We start from the raw sequence: 19,724 nt of genomic DNA on the forward strand, positions 1-19,724 counted from the left end.
GTTAAAATATACTGAACCGCCGTATACGGAACCGTACGTACGGTGGTGTGAGAGGTCGGTAACTGAATTAATCAGTTACCTCCTACTCGATTGATAATTGCTTATGTGGAGAATATGTTATACTTATAAATGAGGTAACATCATGAAGCAAAAAGAGAAATACCAAGAAGATATAGAGACAATTTTATCACATCGATATGATCAAGGTTTTGATTACTTTACTACACCAGATAAACGTTTAATAAAAGGTGCTCCTTTCTCGGCAATGGAAAGTGCTTTATTTTTATTAGAGATAGGAATGGACCCTTCAAATGAAGTATTGACAGGGATAACTAATCTTTTCTTTGAGGCGTGGAAAGAAAATGGGCAATTCAAATTATATCCCAAAGGTGGTATTTATCCTTGTCAGACAATTCTTGCAGTAAATACACTTTGTTATTTAGGGTATGTCGATGATGATCGAGTAAAGCAAACCTTTGAGCATCTATTATCTATTCAATATGAAGATGGAGGTTGGAGATGCAATAAATTTTATTTTGGTAGAGGACCTGAAACAGAATGTTCAAATCCATTTCCAACGTTAATTGCTTTAGATAGCTTTCGCTTTCAAGAAGGGTTTAATAATCTTCAAGTACTTGATAAAGCAGTGGATTTTTTATTGGCACATTGGACGATAAAGAAACCCCTTGGTCCATGTCATTATGGAATGGGAAAACGCTTTATGCAGGTGGAATATCCATTTCGTAATTATAATATCTTTTTGTATGTCTATATTTTATCGTTTTATGATCGAGCAAAACAAGATTCAAGATTTTTAGAGGCTCTTACATACTTAGAATCTACTCTTCAAGATGGAAAAATTGTTGTAGAGAGAGTAGTCCCAAAACTTGCGAAAATGAATTTTTGTAAGAAGGGAGAGCCAAGCGAATTGGCAACAAAACGGTATCAAGAAATTTTAGATAATTTAAAAAAAGGATAATATCCTTTTTTTATGTCATTGGAAGATACATTGGTAACAATATTACCCTTTTTATAAATAAATAAGGTAATATTGAGTCGTAATCATAGTGATTGAATAGAAGAAGGATTTGTTTGAGGGCACAAATTATAGAGAGGATTAATGCTAAAGGAGAATAACAATGAAATCAAAATCACTACAGGAAGGTCAAACGATGCTATCAATTTGGAATGAAGATGATGAAATCATGGTTGTAACAGAAAATTCTATTGTTGATGGAGATATAAATACTTCAGAAAATTTACATGTAAAAGGAAAAGTGGAAGGGAATATTATTTCAAAGGAAAACGTGAAGATAAGCGAATTCTCGATTGTAAAAGGAAATGTCAGTGCTTCTATCATCCATTTGCATGAAGGGAATATTTTGGGAGATGTAAATGCACGATCAGAAATTTATATAGGGGAAGATGGTCATGTAAAAGGGGATGTAAATGCTGATTTGATTATTGTGAATGGCACCATTGAAGGAAATATGAATGGTGTAAAAGCAATTTTTGAAAAAGGTGCTATTGTTCATGGGGATATCAATGTAGAAATTGTGGAGCGTGCGAGTAGCAGAAATTAACTGGTATGACAGATGGAAAAGTGTAGTATACTAATTTTTTTTGTATTATAAATGATATTTATCTAGATTGTGTAAAGAAAGACAAGACGAACATATAACTTTTTGCTATACTGAAAGTATAGAGGTAAGTACAATGAGTGAAATACATACAATTGATGAATATATTGCACAATTCCCAAAATCACATCAAAAGCAAATGAAAGAGTTAAGAATGATTATAAAGCAGAATGCTCCAGAAGCTAGTGAAAAAATAAGTTGGGGAATGGCAACCTTTGTATTGCATAAAAATTTAATGCATTTTGCTGCCAATAAAAACCATATTGGGTTTTATCCTACACCAAGTGGGGTAGCACATTTTTTAGATGAACTTAAAGATTACAAGACAACGAAGGGTGGGATTCAATTTCCAATTGATAGACCATTACCTAAAGTTTTGATTGCAAAAATTGTTAAGTATCGAGTAGAAGAGAATAAAACATTACAAAAGAAATAAAAAATATAGCTAGTTTATAAGAGTTCATAATAATAAATATGGACTTTTTTTAAAAATCTAGATATAATCAAGAAAGTTATTATTGCAAATCGATAGTAACGAGCGCCAGGACAGTTTAACTGTTGACGAGGACAGTAGTTATCGAAATATTCGGCGGGTACTACTGCGGTTGAGTGAATCGTTAGAAATAATACAAAGGACAAGATAATAGGTCTTAAAAATTATTTCACCACCATGGAACCTTAAAAAGGTCTTTTTATAGTGGAGGTAAAATTAAATGTGTGGAATTGTAGGCTATGTAGGATCGAAGAAGATCTCAAATAGTGTTTTAATTGATGGCTTAAAGTCATTAGAGTATCGTGGATATGATTCAGCGGGAGTATCAATATTAGTAGAAGACAAAATAAAAATAGTGAAAACACGCGGGAAGGTTGCTGTATTGGAAGATAAACTTCAACAATATCAAATTCCATCATCAACGTTAGGTATTGCGCATACGCGATGGGCAACACATGGTGCCCCAAGTAAGAGTAATGCACACCCACATCATCATGGAAGTGTTACGTTGGTACATAATGGAATTATTGAAAATTATGATGTTATAAAAAAGGAGTTAGAAGTAAAAGGCTATGTTTTTGATTCTGAAACAGATAGTGAAATTGCAGCAGCGTATATTGATTATGCATATCAAAAAACGTTTGATAAAGTAGCAACCCTTATTTTAGCAAACAATAAATTTAAAGGTTCTTTTGCTTTTGGCATTTTATTTGATGATGATTTTGATACTCTTTATGCAATGCGTAGAAATTCACCTTTGATCATTGCAGTGGGGAAAGATGGGAATTATATTGCTAGTGATGTGCCAGCAATATTGAAGTATACTAAAAAGTATATCTTGTTAGGACAGGATGAAATTGCTGTCCTTCGTAAAGATGATTATAAATTTTATAATTTGCAAGCTAAAGAGGTTTGTCATGAAGTGTTAGAAGCAACGATGGATGTAGCAGATATTCAAAAAGATGGGTATGAGCATTTTATGTTGAAAGAAATTCATGAAGAGCCAAGAGCAGTAAAAGATACGATGGCAGCATATCTTCAAGATGATATTCAAGAATTGATACAGAGAATGCCTGATTTATCAAAATACAAAGAAATCCATATCGTGTCTTGTGGAAGTGCAATGTATGCAGGAATGATTGCAAAAACGTTGATTGAAAGTAAAGCTAGGGTGAGAGTAAATGTTGAAATTGCTAGCGAATATCGTTATAAAAATCCAATATTAGATGATGGTGTACTTGTTTTATTGGTCTCACAAAGTGGTGAAACAGCAGACACACTAGCTGCTTTGTTATTAGCAAAGGAACAAGGAATTGACACTTTTGCAATTGTGAATGTAGTAGGTAGTAGTATTGCAAGAGAAGCGAAATATGTTGCCTATACAAAAGCAGGGCCAGAAATTGCAGTTGCTACAACAAAGGCATATTGTACACAAGTAGCATTATTATCGTTAGTTGTATTAAACCTTAGTTATATTCATAAGCAAATAGATGAAGAAGAGGTAGCAAAGATTATAAAGGAGATCCACGAGTTACCATCTATTTTAGAATCGTTATTAAATGATTGTCAATATATACAAGCAGGAAAGATTATATCACGCTATGCGAATGTATTCTTCTTGGGTAGAGGGGTAGATTATGCAATTTCAATGGAAGGATCGTTGAAATTAAAGGAAATATCCTATATTCATAGCGAAGCATATGCAGCAGGAGAATTAAAGCATGGGACAATATCTTTGATTGAAAAAGGAACACCTGTAATTGCAATATGTACAGATGAATCTTTATATGAAAAAATGATTAGTAATATCAAAGAAGTGAAAGCGCGTGGAGCAAATGTAATACTGTTTGTTCGTGAAGATTTGAAAGTAAGTAAAGATTATTATGATTATCGAATTACGATTCCTAAGGTGGATACGTTGTTACAAGGAATCGTTACGGTTGTACCATTACAATTACTTGCTTATCAGGTTGCTAATTTAAGAGGGTGTGAGATTGATCAGCCAAGAAATTTAGCGAAATCAGTAACTGTCGAATAATGTAAATCAAATGAAAAACGACTATTATGGATAATGTTACATTATCAATTTAGTCGTTTTTATTTTTTCTATTATGAAGGTTATTTTTTAAACATTAACATAATTGAGTTTTACCGTTTCTACAAGATCTCTTATTTCACCAGAATATATATAATTTAATTCTTGAAAGTTTAAATAATCACTAGGTCTAATTAAAGATGGATCCTTAGTTAAGGATATGGCTTCACTTTGAATTAAAACTTCACTTACAAACTCTGAACAAAAATAATGGTGTTGTCTTTTTAAAGGGATGTTAAGTTTGCATAACAATAGGCCAATCACATTGAATTTGTATATATCAGCATGATCCATCATTTGTAATACCATGAGTTGTGCTTTTTCATATACTTCATCTTCTACATCTAATTTATATAGAGCACAAGGAATAAAGTCATTTTCTTTAAAGTATCCTTGTGATAATGGCTCAACTCTTAATCCTGCTGGAAGCGGAAGATGGATATACTTTCTTGCAAAGCTATACATAGGTTGTAAAGACTCATGAAAAGAGATGGAAATATGGGTGTATTTATCTGCTGTAGCAAGTTGAATTGTCTTTGAAACATAGGTATTTGATTTTGTTAATAATATATAGATTGATTTCATCTTAAAAAACCCCTCCTAAATGGAATCATATTTTGTTTTTCTAGTAATTACTCATAGATATATTCTATCATAGTTACTTAAAAAAAGTTATTAAAATTGTGTTGTTGTATTAAATTTAAAATAATATATTATTGACAATAATGTGTGTCGTACAGTATAATGTGATTGAGGTGGTACAATGACACAACAAGAACAATTTCAAAACTATATTATTGAAATGCGTAGGGGAAGTCTGACAATGGCTGTTTTGGGGTGTTTATATAAGTCACATTATGGTTATGCATTGCTACAAACATTGCAAGAAAAAGGAATCGATATAGAGGCCAATACTTTATATCCACTTTTACGTAGGTTAGAAAGCCAAGGGCTATTAATAAGTAATTGGGATACTAGTGAGAGTAGGCCAAGAAAATACTATTCTATTAGTGAAAAAGGAAAACAAGTATTTCATGAATTAGTATTGGAATGGAAAAAAATGCAAGCGAGTTTAGAATTGGTTTATAAGGAGATTTAAAATGGATAAGTTAATAAAAAGATATATTTACGATGTAATTCGTCGTTTACCAGAAAAAGAACAAGAAGAAGTATCACAAGAATTAGAAGCTAATATTTATGATATGCTTTCTGAAAATGCAAGTGAAGAAGAGGTTAAAGAGGTATTATACGAACTTGGTTCACCAGCAGAGTTAGCAGAGAAGTATCGACATAGTCCCAAATATTTAATATCACCTGCCATTTATGAAGAATATATAAAAGTATTAAAGTGGGTATTACCAGTGGTAGGTATTGTTTTTTTAGGGATAGGAGTAATTATTGGTGCTGTTGAATCGATTAGTGATGATGGTATGATTGCTATCAATTTATTTATAAAGAATCTCTTTACAAAGGGAATTTCAATGGGAATCTCTGCTACTTTACAAACGCTTGTATGGACGACAATTGGTTTTGTAATTGCAGAGCGTACAGGATACCGATCAAAATCAACAGGTGATTGGAAAATAGAAGATTTACCAGAACTAGAGAAAAATGCAAAACATCGTATTCCATTATCAGATATTATTGTAGAATTAGTACTTACTACAGTGTTTAGCATTCTTGCGATATTATTCTTTAGTGGGGCACTTCCTTTTGATACTCTGATTAAGATTGGAGATATGGAAACATCAAATATCTTCACCCAAGGATTCATGTATGCTTGCATACCTGCAACCGCCATCTTATGGTTATTTAATACAATTCCATGTATCGTTAAATTAAAAGAGCGTAGATGGACATTGTCGGTATTTATCACCTTACTTATTTCATATATTGTAAGTATCACTACTTTTTTGTTCGTTATAATGCAGCCGAAAATTTTCACTTCAGATTTCATTGTACTTGTTGCTAAACAAGAATGGGCCAATACAGGTCTTCTTAATTTTTTGAAAAGTCCAATTCAAAATCCAGTGACAATTCTTGTTCTTATAATTATTATTTTGGTTGGGATTGGCGAGTGTGGAATGGCAGCATATCGAATGCTTAGAAATAGAGAACATAAGAACAAATTTTAGATTGTTTCAAAAATGCCTGTTTAAAATAAAACAAGCATTTTTATTTTCTTCATAAAATCGATGTGTTTTGTAGTAAAATAGATACAGAGGTATGTTATGGAATATAAGTTGAAAGTTTTTTTTGGATCTATTATCTGTGTATTGCTCATTTATGTAATACTGTTTTTTAGTATTGAAATGAATGCATTTTCCAAAAATTTTTATAAACATACCAACAGTGATTTGAAGATTAGTGAATCCATAAATCTCAGTAAAACAGATTATAATAAAAGTATAGCAACATTGCTTGATTATTTGCATGGAGATCGTGATGATATTGATGTTGAAGTGATTTATAAAGGGGATGTCCAAGAGGCTTTTAATGAAAAAGAGGCAACTCATATGGTGGATGTCAGAAATCTGTATTTAGATGCTCGTACTATATGCTTCGCATCAATTATGGTTATTATCATATTAGGTGTAATTCTTTACTATGATCGAAAAAGTGAATTTTTAGAGGTTATGAGTGCAAGTTTTATTAGAGTGTCTTTCATTTTCGTATTTTTATTGGCTTTTTTACTTTTGTATGCGTGTATTGATTTTACTGATTTTTGGACACGGTTTCACAAGTTGTTTTTCACAAATGATTTATGGTTATTAAATCCTAGAACAGATTTGATGATTCGTTTATTACCACAAGATCTATTCTTTTCTTTGGTAATTCGAATTGTAGCTCTGTTTACAGGGATATATATGATATTTTTAGGATTTAGTATTTGGTATACTAAGAAGCGAAAAAAACTTTTTGAAGTATTGTTTTCATAAGAAAAGAAGCGTATTATATATAAAATAAATAAGGGGGAATCTATATGGATATCAAAATTACTCGTGCAACAACATTAAAAGAAAAACCAGACCAAAATAAATTGGGGTTTGGTACGTATTTTACAGATCATATGTTTGTTATGGATTATGAAGAAGGAAAAGGTTGGCATAATGCGCAAATAGTTCCTTATGGACCAATTTGCATGGATCCAGCTAGTATGGTGTTGCATTATGCACAAGAGACGTTTGAAGGATTGAAAGCATATCGTAACAAAGATAATATTTTGATATTTCGTCCGGATATGAATGCCAAGCGAATGATCCGATCAAATCAAAGATTATGTATGGCTGAAATTCCTGAAGCTATGTTTGTAGAGGCAGTAGAAGCGATTGTAAAATATGAGCAAGATTGGATTCCCGAAAAGGAAGGAACTTCTTTATATATTCGTCCTTTTTGTTTTGCTAGTGAAGCAGGTGTGGGTGTTCATCCAGCACGAGCTTATAAATTTATAATTATTTTAAGTCCTGTTGGGGCATATTATCCAGAAGGGGTAAATCCAGTTAAAATTTATGTCGAAGATGAATATGTTCGTGCAGTCGCTGGAGGAACAGGATTTGCGAAATGTGGAGGAAATTATGCAGCTAGTATTGCAGCACAGGTAAAAGCAGAAAAGCTTGGTTATACACAAGTATTATGGTTAGATGGTGTACATCGTAAATATGTAGAAGAAGTTGGAACAATGAATGTAATGTTCTTGATAGATGATGAAATTGTTACTGCACCATTGGAAGGAAGTGTCCTTCCTGGGGTTACAAGAGATTCTTGTATCCAAATCTTAAAAGACTGGGGATATCGTGTAAAAGAGATAAACCTAGCAATTGAAGATTTAATGGAATATGCACAAAATGGAAGGTTGAAAGAAGCTTTTGGGACAGGAACTGCAGCTGTGATATCACCAATTGGAGAATTAAACTATAAAGGAAATGCTCAAATCATAAATGATTTTAAAACGGGTGGATTAACACAACGTTTGTACGATGAATTAACTGGAATTCAATGGGGGCTAAAGGCAGATCCTTATCATTGGGTAAAAATTTTAAAATGAGAAAGATAATTTTAGCGAGCAATTCACCACGGAGAAAAGAATTGCTTGAAAGTGTTCATATTCCTTTTGAGATCATTGGTTCTGATGTTGAAGAAGTATTTGATAAAACATTATCAATTGAAAAAGCACTTGAACAGGTTGCTTTATCAAAGGCTAAGAAAATTGCTGAAGCAAATTCTGATGCAATTGTAATTGGAGCAGATACAATTGTTTATCATCATGGAACCATCTTAGGAAAGCCAAAATCGCTTGAAGATGCTTATGATACTTTGAAAAAACTTAGTGGAGATGTGCATCAAGTGATCACTGGCGTCGCACTTTGTTTTCAAGGGGAGGTAGAATTGTTTCACAGTGTTAGTGAAGTTTGTTTCTATACGTTATCTGATGAGGATATAAAAACATATTTGACACTTGAGCCGCCGTTGGATAAGGCAGGATCATATGGAATTCAAGGAATGGGTAAATATTTTGTGAAAGAACTACATGGTGATTATTTTAATATTGTTGGATTGCCAGTAGCTGAACTTTATCAAAGACTAAAGAAGTATGTGTAAACATATTTCTTTTTTGTTTTTAAAAGTTCATAAAATCAATTTAATTATGGTAATAGATTGGATATAATAGATAAGAAAGGTATGGGTGGAATATGAAAGTTTTAGCTACCGATTATGATGGTACTTTAAAAGTTGATGGAGAAATATCTGCTGAAAATAAAATAGCTCTTCAACGTTGGCGAAACGCTGGGAATGCATTTGGTATTGTTACAGGGAGAAGTACGACAACGATTATGGATGAGATTAAAAAAAATAAGTTGGATGTTGATTTTTTGATTTGTAATAACGGAGGGGTTATTTTAGATAAAGATTATAATATCTTAAAACTATCATTGATTGATTTTAGTGAGGCTGAGAAGATCCTTGCTTATTTAGAGACTTATGATTGTAGTGCTTATGTATTAAATGATGGTATTCATCGTGCGAAGAAAGTTTTGAAAGAGCACCACGATGATCTTCACAATGCCCCTTCTACGGTAAGTGTGGAAACGATTTTAAAGCAACAAAAAATTGCTCAAATTGTAGTAGGATTTGAAAACCAAGCGGAAGCAAATGCTTTGGCATTTGCTTTGAATGATGAATTTGGGGATGCAATTGAAGCGTTTGCGAATGTAAATTGTGTGGATGTGGTTCCTAAAGGTGTGAGTAAAGCTGAGGGAATCGCGTTTGTAGCAAAACGTGATGGATTAAATAAAAAAGCAATTTATACAATTGGTGATTCATATAATGATATTTGTATGTTGGAAGCTTTTACAGGAGCGACATTGGAGCATGCACAAGCGGATATCAAAGGGTTGGTTGATTATGTTGTAAAAGATGTTGCTACTTATTTGCAGATTGTGGATAGTCTTTAAATAAGTGCTTGTTTTATGCTATAATTAGACAAGAAAAAGGAGCTTCTTATGCTGAGTTATTTAACCTTGAGTAATTTGATTTCATTATTGAAATTAATTCTTGATATTGGTGTTGTTTCAATCGTTATCTATTATTGTCTTAAGATTATAAAAAATAATACACGAACGATTCAGATTGCCAAAGGGATTATCTTTGTTTTTTTGATTAATTGGATAGCCCAAACATTAGAATTAAGAACAATTGAGTTTTTAACTACACAATTTTTAAATTGGGGGTTCTTAGCTGTTTTTATTATATTTCAGCCAGAGTTGCGATCTTTATTGGAAAAGCTTGGACGTACAACGGTGTTTTCCAGTCTTTCTAGCTTAGATGAAGATCAAAGACAACAATTGGTAGATGAGTTGGTAAAAACTTGTATTACGCTTTCTAAAAGCCGTACAGGGGCTTTGATTTCACTTGAGCAAACCAATTCTTTAGAAGATTATATTCGTACTGGTACGATCATGAATAGTGATGTGACAGCCGAGTTATTATGTTCTATTTTTGTACCAGGAACACCCTTACATGATGGTGCTGTAATTATACGGGGAAATAAAATTGCTTGTGCAAGTGCATATTTTCCACCAACAGTTAAAGAATTTCCTTCCAATTATGGTGCGCGTCATCGTGCAGCGGTGGGAATCAGTGAAATTACAGATTGTGTAACAATCGTTGTTTCAGAGGAAACGGGGAATATTTCGATTGCCCAAGAGGGTAAATTAACCGTTATGAACGCAGATGAATTGCGTGTTTTCTTATTGAATATTGTTCGCTCAGCAGATGAGAGTGAAAGTGAAGATGCTTCTGATTTTAAAAAGGAAACCATTGCTCCATTAAATGAAGAAAAACCAAGCGAAGAAAAAAAGAAAAAACGCAAAACAAAACATCGAGAAAAAATAAAAGCAGATGCAATCGTTATAAATAAGACGAAAAGTACTCCCAAAAAAGGAGGTAAGAATGATGCTGAAAAATAAAAAAAGAAACAATCATGAAAATAAAAGTGAGCTAGGACAAAGCTTTGCACAAACTTCAGAATCATTCAAGAAGACATATAGTAATTTAGAAAATATGCTGGCAAGAGCTTTCCGTTTTATTTCCAATTGGATTGATCGAATTTTATTCAATAAGAGGTATGGAAAATTAGTTGCAATAAGTCTTGCTACGATTTTCTGTGTGATTGTAAATAGTGGAGCAGAAGGAAATATCTTCACAAACAATTTGAAATCAGCTGTTGAACTGGAAGATGTTCAAGTAATAAGTAATATTAGTGATAGTACTTATGAAGTGAGTGATCTTCCAGAAACAGTAGATGTTACCGTTACCGGAGATACAAGCGATGTACAAAGCGTTGCACAACAGAAAAGCAATTATCAAATATTAGCGAATCTGAAAGATTTAGGGGAAGGAACACATGAAGTAGAGTTGGAACCAGTTAATTTTTCTAGCAAACTTGATGTTTCGATTAAACCTAGTATCGTAGTTGTGAACGTGAAGAAAAAGATAACAAGAAGTTATACTTTAGGTTATGATTATATTAATACGAATAATATGGATAATATTTATTCGTTGTCAAAACCTGAGTTTGATCAAAATGAGGTAATTGTTCGTGCTAGTGAAGATCGTATGAGTGAAATCGCTTATGTGAAAGCACTAATTGATGTATCTGATAAAAAGGCTGATTTCGAACAAGAAGCTATGATTGTGGCGTATGATCAAAATGGTGAAAAATTGGATGTGGATATTTTACCAGAAACCGTAAATGTTAAAGTAGGGGTTAGTTCGCCAAATAAAGAAGTACCAATCAAAGTAGAATTTACAGGTAGCCTTCCTGAGGGTAGAGCGATTGAATCTTATACGTTAGACCGTAAGAAGATTAGATTGTTTGGTTCCCAAGATGTATTGGATGAAATAAAAGATGTTACAATCCATGTACCTTTAACAAAAATAACTGAGGATATTGATGCTAAAAGCATTACAGTACCATTAAAATTACCAAATGGTACAGCAGTAAAAGGCGATAGTGTTACGGTGAAAGTGGATTTCAAATTAGGAAAAGCCGTTAGCAAAACATTTACTGATATTCCTATAAAATTTGAAAATTGGAATGATGGAATATCTTTAATGAATGATGAAAAAATAGTAACTACAGTAGAAGTTAGTGGTACTAAAAAAACAGTAGAGAATCTAAAGGCAACGAATATTATAGTTGTTGCCGATATGAGCGAGTATTCTTTCGCAGGTGTATATGAAGTAGTATTGACAGTTCAAAATAAAAATGATTTGATAAAGTATAGTTTAAAAAATATAGAAATCGAACTAGTTGAAGCAAAAGTAATTGAAAAGGAGTAGTGTTGGACATGGGGAAATATTTTGGAACAGATGGAGCTCGTGGAAGAGCAAATGACAAATTAACATTAGATATGGCAGTAAAGATTGGAAAGTATATTGGATATTATTTTGGCAGAAAAAAACATGCAAAAATTGTAATTGGAAAAGATACTCGATTATCTAGTGATATGTTTGAAATGGCAATTTCTGCAGGTGCAGTAAGCACGGGAGCAAATGTATATTTAGTTGATGTATGTCCAACGCCATGTATATCTTATTTAATTCAAAAAGAAAAATTCGATTGTGGTGTGATGATTAGTGCATCGCACAATCCTTATTATGATAATGGAATTAAACTGTTTAATAGTCAAGGGAAAAAGATGGATGCAGATATTGAAGCATTGATTGAACAGTATATAGATGATGAAATTGATATCACATATGCGGATGGAGAGAATATCGGAAAAGTGATCGATTTTTCAGATGGTCTTGTACTTTATGAATCAAGATTGAAAAGTGTTCTTGCTACTGATTTATCAGGAATGTCGATTGCTTTAGACCTTGCAAACGGTAGTGCAACTTCTTGTGCAGTAAATATTTTTACGGATTTGGGAGTTTCATCTAAAGTTTTACATTCTCAACCCAATGGAATAAATATCAATTATCATTGTGGATCTACACATCCAGAAGATTTACAAGAATTGATGCGTGAAGGTAATTATGATGTTGGATTTGCCTTTGATGGTGATGCGGATCGTTTGATTGCAGTAAATGAAGATGGAGAATTGTTTGATGGAGATCATATTTTGTATGTATGTTCAAAATATTTAAGAGATCGTGGATTGCTAAAAGACAATATGGTTGTTACAACGGTTATGGCAAATCTAGGATTATATAAAGCTCTTGAAAAAGAAGCGATTGATTATAAACAAACAGCAGTTGGAGATAAATATGTATTTGAAGAAATGGAAGCAAATGATTATATTTTAGGTGGAGAACAATCAGGGCATATTATCTTTAAACGTCATGCGATTACTGGAGATGGTTTGTTAAGTGCTTTAATGTTACTTGAAATTATGAAGAGTGAAAGAAAGTCATTAAAACAGTTAAGTGAAGAGTTGTTTATCTATCCACAACTGTTAATTAATGTACCAGTAAAAAACAAAGAAAAAGCATTACACGATGATGAATTATTAAAATTAGTGGATGAAGTGGCAGTAGAACTTGCAAGCGAAGGACGTATCCTTGTAAGACCAAGTGGTACAGAGCCATTAATTAGAGTTATGGTGGAGGCAAAAACCGATGCTTTGTGTGAGCGTCATGTGAATCATGTAGTAGAATTTATTAAATCAAAAGGACTATAAAAAAGTCCTTTTTTGTATCACATAATTTTGGTACAATAGGACTATAAGAGGTGACTCGTATGAAAAAAGTAATTTGTGTAGTAGAAGATGAAAAAGATTTAAATGAGCTAGTAAAAAGATATTTGGAAAAAGAAGGCTATGAAGTACGTTCTTATCTAACGTATGATTCTGCATATGCACACATCAATGATGATGATGTGCATCTTTGGATTTTGGATATCATGTTAGATAATAAAAGTGGATTTGATTTGATTGAAGAAATTCGTAGTCAAGGAAGTGAAATCCCAGTCATTTTTATGAGTGCAAGGGACAAAGAATTTGACCGTATTATTGGTCTTGAAAAGGGGAGTGATGATTACATCACAAAACCTTTCTCACCAAAAGAACTAGTTCTTAGGGTAAATAATCTAATGAAGCGTGCATATAAAGAATCAAGTCGAATTCAGATAGATGGATATGAACTTGATGAAGTACAAAGAAAAGTCTTTGAAGAGAATCATGAAATTGATTTAACAACTAAAGAATTTGATCTATTGATGATGTTTATTCGAAATAAAGGAATCGCTTTTTCAAGAGAAATGATTTTGGAAAATGTGTGGGAAGATAATTATTTTGGAAGTGATCGAGTGGTGGATGATACCTTACGTCGATTGAGGAAAAAACTTCCTAATTTGAACATTCATACAATTTATGGATTTGGGTATCGTTTAGGATAATGCCAAAGTCTAGGTTATGGGTAAAGAATTTATCTTTATCCCAACAATTATTTGTATTAATTGTAAGTTTTATTTCCTTTTTTGCCATATTTTTCTTTATTTTTATCAATAGTAATGTAAATCGTTATACCGAAGAACAGATGTTTATTCAGTTGCGTGAAGTACAAAACAATCTTACTTATTTTTATGGGTTAGATGTTAATATTAATGAATTATCACAAGGTGATTATCGCTTTGTGGATACATATTTTTTTGAAAAAGAAGCAGATACGTTTACCGTAATTAGTAATTCTAATGATTTGCAAGAAGGTAGTGGTATCTATACGGATATTTATAAGAATATTCAAGTGTTATCTGCTATTAGTGAGGGACCAGTAGGAACATTTTATAAAAATGTAAGTATTGATTATTCTTTTTCTAGTAAAAAATATACATATTACAGTATTAAGTTTTTAGATGATGATGTAATTATGGTCAGTATGCTAGACAATGATTATATGGAAGAGTTCAAATCAACATTTGTTGGAAATGTGATGGATATTACAATTTTTGTTGTTGGATTATTCTTTGTAATTATGATGTTGTGGGTAAGTAATATTATTCGACCACTGAATCAGATTAAAAACTATATTGAAAAGGTAAAAGTTGGAAAAGATGCGAAAATCAATGTTCATCGTAGAGATGAAATAGGTGAAGTGGCTACAGCCTTGGTTAGTATGCGTGAGGAGTTGACGCGCCAAGAAAGTACAAAAGAAGAGATGATCCATAATATTTCGCATGATTTAAAAACACCGATTGCAACTATCAAGTCATATGGGGAAAGTATCAAAGATGGAATTTATCCTTATGACACATTGGAAAAAAGTGTAGATGTTATCATTGATAATGCAAATCGTTTGGAGAAAAAGGTACATAGTTTATTGTTTATGAACCGTGTAGAATATATATTGAGTCAAGATAATGAAGAGGTATATTGTGATATGAAAGAAGTTGTATCAACAGTAGTGTTAAATACGAAGGTGATACGACCAGAGATTGAAATTGAAACCAACCTAACAACCTCTCTATTTAGAGGTAATGATGAGGCATGGCGTGTATGTGTTGAGAATATTTTGGAAAATGCTTTACGATATGCGAAATCACAAATTGTTATTACGTTAGATGAAGATCAATTATGTATTTATAATGATGGACCTCAAATTGAAGAAGAGCGTTTAAAAGTATTGTTTAAACCTTATGAAAAAGGAGAGGGAGGACAATTTGGCCTTGGGCTTTCAATTGTAAGTAAAGTTGTACAGGCAAGTCATTATCAAATTGTTGCTGAAAACGTAGAAACAGAAGGGGTTATTTTCAAGATTATGAAATAATCACTTGTGGGGAGGTATGTATGGAAAATAAAGAAATTACATTAGAGTTATTAAAAGAACTCATCAGAAATAAAAATGTGACGGAGTTACGTCGACTTTTTAGTGAATATAATATTGTTGATATGAGTGAATTGGTAGAAGAGTTAACGACTCAAGAAACATTATTTATATTTAAAACATTGAAAAAAAATGTTACAAGTGAAATATTTTCCTATCTTCCCTATGATAAACAAGAAACTTTGATTGAAGTATTTACAGGTCCTGAAATTCAGGCGATGCTTGATAATTTATATAGTGATGATATTGTTGATTTCATGGAAGAAATGCCAGCGAATATTGTAAAGCGAATTCTTCAAAATGTGAAGCCAGCGAGAAGAGCAGAAATTAATAAATTATTAAACTATGCAGAAGATTCTTGTGGTTCTATCATGAATACAAATTATATTACCTTAAAGCGTAATGAAACTGTTGCACAATCAATTATTCGTTTAAAACAATTAAAAAATATTGACCGTGCTTTGGGATATGCATATATTACTGATAATAAAAGAGAGCTGATTGGATCCATGTCTTTAAAACGTTTGCTCTATGAGAATGAAGAAGCGAAAATAGATGACATCATGGATACGGATATAGTTTATGTACATACCAATGATGATCAAGAAAAAGCAGCACAGTTGATTCAAAAGTATGATATATCTACAATTGCAGTTGTAAATGATGAAGGTAAGATTGCAGGGGCAATTACATATGATGATATTATTGATGTTATTCAAGAAGAGGCAACGGAAGATATTCATAAAATGAGTGCGATAACACCAACGGATAAGCCATACTTGGAAACAGGGGTATTATCAATGTATAAACATCGTATCGTATGGTTATTGGTGCTGATGATAGGTGCAACCTTTACGGGAAATGTTCTTTTGATTTTTGAAGATCGCTTGCAAGGTATTGCATATCTATCAGTATTTATACCGATGTTGATGGATGCAGCAGGAAATGCTGGAAATCAAGCAAGCACGATGATTACTCGTGCATTAGCATTGGGTGAATTAAAGATTAGTGATATCTTTAAAGTATGGTTTAAAGAGTTTAGGGTTGCGATTTTATGTGGAATAACTATGGGAATTGTGAACTTCTTCAGGGTTCTTGTTTTCATGGGTATGGTTGATGTACAGACGTCAATGGTAGTTTCTGTTGCTGTTATGTGTACAGTTATGGTTGCGAAACTTATTGGATGTACATTACCGATGATTGCTGTGAAGCTAGGCTTTGATCCTGCGGTGATGGCTGGACCATTAATTACAACGATTGTGGATGTTGTAGCATTGCTTATTTACTTAGGGTTAGCTAGTTTCTTCTTATTATAAGGGAGGTCTTAATATGATAAAGGATGAAAATTTAAAACTATCAATATTAGCGACAATTGGGAAAGGTGAGCAAGATGAAATAACACTGGAAGATTTAAAGTCTTTGGAAGTGTTATCTTGCCGAAGCAGAGAAATTTATGAATTGGATGGATTGGAAAAGTGTCACAATTTAAAAGTTTTGGATCTATCTTCAAATAGTATTGAAAAAATTGATCCTATTCGTAATTTGCATCATATTGAACGTTTGGATTTATCCAAAAATGCACTACGAAGTATTGCACCAATAAAAGATTTTGAAAATTTAAAGAAATTAAATTTATCTCATAATGAAGTGTTTCCTTTAAATCTTAAATATTTAAAAGATTTGGATAGTTTGGAAGAGTTGAATATTAACCGAACGTATATTTCACATATAGATAAATTAGTAAAACTAGAAAAGTTGAAAGTTCTTCATGGTGGGGTGCGTACAGAGGGATTTGATTTAAGTGTTTTTGAAGATTTAATAAATTTAGAAGAGTTACATTTACCAAAACTTTGGTTATATGATATTTCTGTAATTAAGAATCTTAAAAATCTTAGAGTATTGGATTTATCAGGAAATTTATTTAGTGACACTACAGTATTAAATAATTTCACGAAATTAGAGAAATTGGATTTGTCAAATAATCCATATATGCATGATTTAGATTTTTTGATACATTTACCAAAATTAAGAGTATTAAATTTATCTTATTGTAAGATTTCAGATATTAGTTTAGTAGCAAATTTACATGAACTAGAGGATTTGCGTTTATTATATTGTGGAGTTCAAGATTTTTCACCTTTACAGATGAAAACCAAAATGCGTAAATTGGATTTGGGATGTAATAAGATTACGGATCCATATTTCTTGCAAAATATGAAAGAATTGACATACTTAAAGTTAGATCGTACACAATTGCGAAATGTTGATTTTATTGCTAATTTTAAACACTTGGAAGAGTGTAACTTGCATAATAATATGATAGCGGATATTACAGCTCTCAATGCTTGTCATGAGCTTGTAGTGCTAGATTTAAGCAACAATAAGATACATGATATACATTCTTTATCATCACTTACAAACTTGCATAGTCTAATTCTAGCAAACAATCAGATTATTGATATAACACCACTATGTAATATGACAAACTTAAATACTTTGGATTTATATAATAATATCATTACAGATATTTCATCATTATCAAAGTTAGTGAATTTAACTTATTTAAGATTAGATCATAATGGTGTAAATGATTTAGAACCATTATCTAAGTTAACTCATTTAAAAGGTTTAACATTAAAAGCAAACTATATTATTGAATTGGATCCAATTCTTAATATGAAAGACCTACATGAATTGCGTCTTGATGATAATCCAATTGCGGATATTAGTTTATTAGAGAAAATGAAATATTATGATAAATTTACATACTAGGGGGAATACGATGATTAAAGCAGTAATTTTTGATATGGATGGGGTAATTGTGGATACTGAGCATTACTATATGGATGTAATGCGTAAATATTTAGATGAAGTAGAAGCTGATTATACAGAAGAATTGTTGATTTCATTTGTTGGATCTAGTGATCCAATAATTACTAGGCAATTAGATGAAATTTTACAACCCAAATTAAGTGGAAAAGAATTTGTGAAAAGAGTAGTAGAGGATTCGAAGAAAAATCCAGTTCCATACAAAGAATTAAAAATGCCTGGATTGTATGAAACATTAACCCATTTTAAAAGTAGAGGATATAAAATAGGATTAGCATCTTCTAGTCCACGTAAGAACATTGAAACCGTATTACATGATTTAGAGATTACAACGTTCTTTGATACAACATCAAGTGGACATGAGTATCAAGAGAGTAAACCAAATCCAGAAATTTATCTAGATACTTTAAAGAAGTTAGATGTTCAACCAGAAGAATGTTTAGTGATAGAGGACTCTGAACTTGGCATTGCTGCTGCAAAGGCAGCAGGGATTTATGTTGCAGCTATTCGTGATCAACATTATGGAATGCAACAAGACCATGCAGATATCATTATTGAGGGATTACCAGATTCAATTGATGTAATTTCGAATTTAGAGAGGAGCAATTAATATGAAACATATTATTATTGTCAATGATATGAATTGTGAGAAGTGTGTAGAAAAAATATCAGAAGCATTAAGTGAAGAAGGAATTGCGTTTGATATTAATTTAGAACAGAAAGCAGTAAGTATTTATGAACGTGGGGATGCGGTTCGTAAAGCTAGTATGATTATTAGTGAATTAGGCTACCATATTGCATAATTATAAGAAAAAATAAGATTAGTAAAATCATTGTAGAGTGAATTTATTAATCTTTTTATTTTGTGAATATAATGAAGATTATTTATTTCTTATTTTTGTGTTTATAATAAACTCTGGAATCATATTTTGTGCTTGTCAAAAGTGTCTTACCATGGTATTATTATATGGCGATATGCACGGTATGGAGTAGTACTCAAGAGGCTGAAGAGGTGCCCCTGCTAAGGGTATAGGTCGGGTAACTGGCGCGAGAGTTCAAATCTCTCCTACTCCGCCATTTTTAAAATATAAGCGAGCGTAGTTTAATGGTAGAACACGACCTTGCCAAGGTCGATACGGGAGTTCGATTCTCCTCGCTCGCTCCAATTCGAATTAAGTCGAACTTTTAATTTTTAAAATAGGTGATACTTTCAAAGAAAGACAACCCACTGGTATTTAACCAGTGGGTTTTTTTGGTGTGCTAGGCATGGCATATATCTAGTGGTGAAAGTCCACTGTGGGGGGTGTAGTCGCTAACCCGTAGCCGAAGACAAGGGTGTCCA

At 32.2% G+C, this 19,724-nt stretch carries 20 protein-coding genes and 2 tRNA genes; 21 read left to right on the forward strand and 1 reads right to left on the reverse strand.

Features of this window, described 5'->3' with window-relative positions:
- Window positions 1-142 precede the first annotated feature (142 nt).
- From M2475_RS09360 to glmS, 4 genes are all read left to right on the forward strand, one after another.
- Window positions 143-979, forward strand: coding sequence for a prenyltransferase (locus M2475_RS09360; protein WP_277491136.1), 837 nt, complete (start codon window positions 143-145; stop codon window positions 977-979).
- A 160-nt stretch (window positions 980-1,139) separates the two neighbouring features.
- Window positions 1,140-1,583 (forward strand): polymer-forming cytoskeletal protein, encoded by a 444-nt coding sequence (locus tag M2475_RS09365; protein ID WP_277491137.1) that lies wholly within the window; start codon window positions 1,140-1,142, stop codon window positions 1,581-1,583.
- A 133-nt stretch (window positions 1,584-1,716) separates the two neighbouring features.
- Entirely contained in the window at window positions 1,717-2,076 is a 360-nt protein-coding gene (locus M2475_RS09370) for a DUF1801 domain-containing protein (protein ID WP_277491138.1), read from the forward strand.
- Window positions 2,077-2,353: 277 nt separating this feature from the next.
- Window positions 2,354-4,171, forward strand: a complete 1,818-nt coding sequence (gene glmS, locus M2475_RS09375; protein ID WP_277491139.1) for a glutamine--fructose-6-phosphate transaminase (isomerizing) — start codon at window positions 2,354-2,356, stop codon at window positions 4,169-4,171.
- Between the two features lie 87 nt (window positions 4,172-4,258).
- Here glmS and M2475_RS09380 read toward each other — a convergent pair whose 3' ends face one another.
- Window positions 4,259-4,813, reverse strand: a complete 555-nt coding sequence (locus M2475_RS09380) for a hypothetical protein (protein WP_277491140.1) — start codon at window positions 4,811-4,813, stop codon at window positions 4,259-4,261.
- A gap of 178 nt (window positions 4,814-4,991) precedes the next feature.
- On the opposite strand from M2475_RS09380, the gene M2475_RS09385 reads away from it, so the two are divergent.
- The 17 genes from M2475_RS09385 to M2475_RS09465 all read left to right on the forward strand — a co-directional run bounded on the left by M2475_RS09385 (window position 4,992) and on the right by M2475_RS09465 (window position 19,547).
- On the forward strand, window positions 4,992-5,327 hold the full coding sequence (locus M2475_RS09385; protein ID WP_277491141.1) for a PadR family transcriptional regulator: 336 nt from the start codon (window positions 4,992-4,994) through the stop codon (window positions 5,325-5,327).
- A 1-nt stretch (window position 5,328) separates the two neighbouring features.
- A complete protein-coding gene (locus M2475_RS09390) occupies window positions 5,329-6,363 on the forward strand; it encodes a hypothetical protein (RefSeq protein ID WP_277491142.1) in 1,035 nt (344 codons plus the stop codon).
- Window positions 6,364-6,459: 96 nt separating this feature from the next.
- A complete protein-coding gene (locus M2475_RS09395; RefSeq protein ID WP_277491143.1) occupies window positions 6,460-7,167 on the forward strand; it encodes a TIGR01906 family membrane protein in 708 nt (235 codons plus the stop codon).
- Window positions 7,168-7,211: 44 nt separating this feature from the next.
- The gene (locus tag M2475_RS09400) at window positions 7,212-8,273 is read left to right on the forward strand and encodes a branched-chain amino acid aminotransferase (RefSeq protein ID WP_277491144.1); all 1,062 of its coding nucleotides are present in this window, start codon (window positions 7,212-7,214) and stop codon (window positions 8,271-8,273) included.
- Window positions 8,270-8,827 (forward strand): Maf family protein, encoded by a 558-nt coding sequence (locus tag M2475_RS09405; protein ID WP_277491145.1) that lies wholly within the window; start codon window positions 8,270-8,272, stop codon window positions 8,825-8,827. The genes M2475_RS09400 and M2475_RS09405 overlap by 4 nt, the downstream gene beginning before the upstream one ends.
- A gap of 92 nt (window positions 8,828-8,919) precedes the next feature.
- A complete protein-coding gene (locus M2475_RS09410; protein ID WP_277491146.1) occupies window positions 8,920-9,681 on the forward strand; it encodes an HAD-IIB family hydrolase in 762 nt (253 codons plus the stop codon).
- Window positions 9,682-9,729: 48 nt separating this feature from the next.
- On the forward strand, window positions 9,730-10,695 hold the full coding sequence (cdaA, locus tag M2475_RS09415) for a diadenylate cyclase CdaA (protein WP_277491147.1): 966 nt from the start codon (window positions 9,730-9,732) through the stop codon (window positions 10,693-10,695).
- A complete protein-coding gene (locus tag M2475_RS09420) occupies window positions 10,682-12,070 on the forward strand; it encodes a CdaR family protein (RefSeq protein ID WP_277491148.1) in 1,389 nt (462 codons plus the stop codon). Before cdaA ends, M2475_RS09420 begins: the two co-directional genes overlap by 14 nt.
- 8 nt (window positions 12,071-12,078) lie before the next feature.
- Entirely contained in the window at window positions 12,079-13,413 is a 1,335-nt protein-coding gene (glmM, locus tag M2475_RS09425) for a phosphoglucosamine mutase (protein ID WP_277491149.1), read from the forward strand.
- Between the two features lie 59 nt (window positions 13,414-13,472).
- Complete coding sequence (locus M2475_RS09430) at window positions 13,473-14,129, forward strand: response regulator transcription factor (protein WP_277491150.1); 657 nt, start codon at window positions 13,473-13,475, stop codon at window positions 14,127-14,129.
- Window positions 14,129-15,496 (forward strand): HAMP domain-containing sensor histidine kinase, encoded by a 1,368-nt coding sequence (locus M2475_RS09435; protein ID WP_277491152.1) that lies wholly within the window; start codon window positions 14,129-14,131, stop codon window positions 15,494-15,496. Before M2475_RS09430 ends, M2475_RS09435 begins: the two co-directional genes overlap by 1 nt.
- Window positions 15,497-15,516: 20 nt before the next feature.
- A complete protein-coding gene (gene mgtE, locus M2475_RS09440; protein ID WP_277491153.1) occupies window positions 15,517-16,869 on the forward strand; it encodes a magnesium transporter in 1,353 nt (450 codons plus the stop codon).
- Window positions 16,870-16,882: 13 nt separating this feature from the next.
- Window positions 16,883-18,325, forward strand: a complete 1,443-nt coding sequence (locus M2475_RS09445) for a leucine-rich repeat domain-containing protein (protein WP_277491154.1) — start codon at window positions 16,883-16,885, stop codon at window positions 18,323-18,325.
- Between the two features lie 10 nt (window positions 18,326-18,335).
- Complete coding sequence (locus tag M2475_RS09450; RefSeq protein ID WP_277491155.1) at window positions 18,336-18,992, forward strand: HAD family phosphatase; 657 nt, start codon at window positions 18,336-18,338, stop codon at window positions 18,990-18,992.
- Between the two features lies 1 nt (window position 18,993).
- Window positions 18,994-19,185, forward strand: a complete 192-nt coding sequence (locus tag M2475_RS09455; protein WP_277491156.1) for a cation transporter — start codon at window positions 18,994-18,996, stop codon at window positions 19,183-19,185.
- A gap of 183 nt (window positions 19,186-19,368) precedes the next feature.
- A tRNA-Ser gene (locus M2475_RS09460) sits at window positions 19,369-19,459 on the forward strand.
- Between the two features lie 14 nt (window positions 19,460-19,473).
- A tRNA-Gly gene (locus M2475_RS09465) sits at window positions 19,474-19,547 on the forward strand.
- Window positions 19,548-19,724 lie beyond the last annotated feature (177 nt).

Source organism: Breznakia sp. PF5-3 (genome assembly GCF_029504745.1).
Classification (GTDB): domain Bacteria; phylum Bacillota_I; class Bacilli_A; order Erysipelotrichales; family Erysipelotrichaceae; genus Breznakia.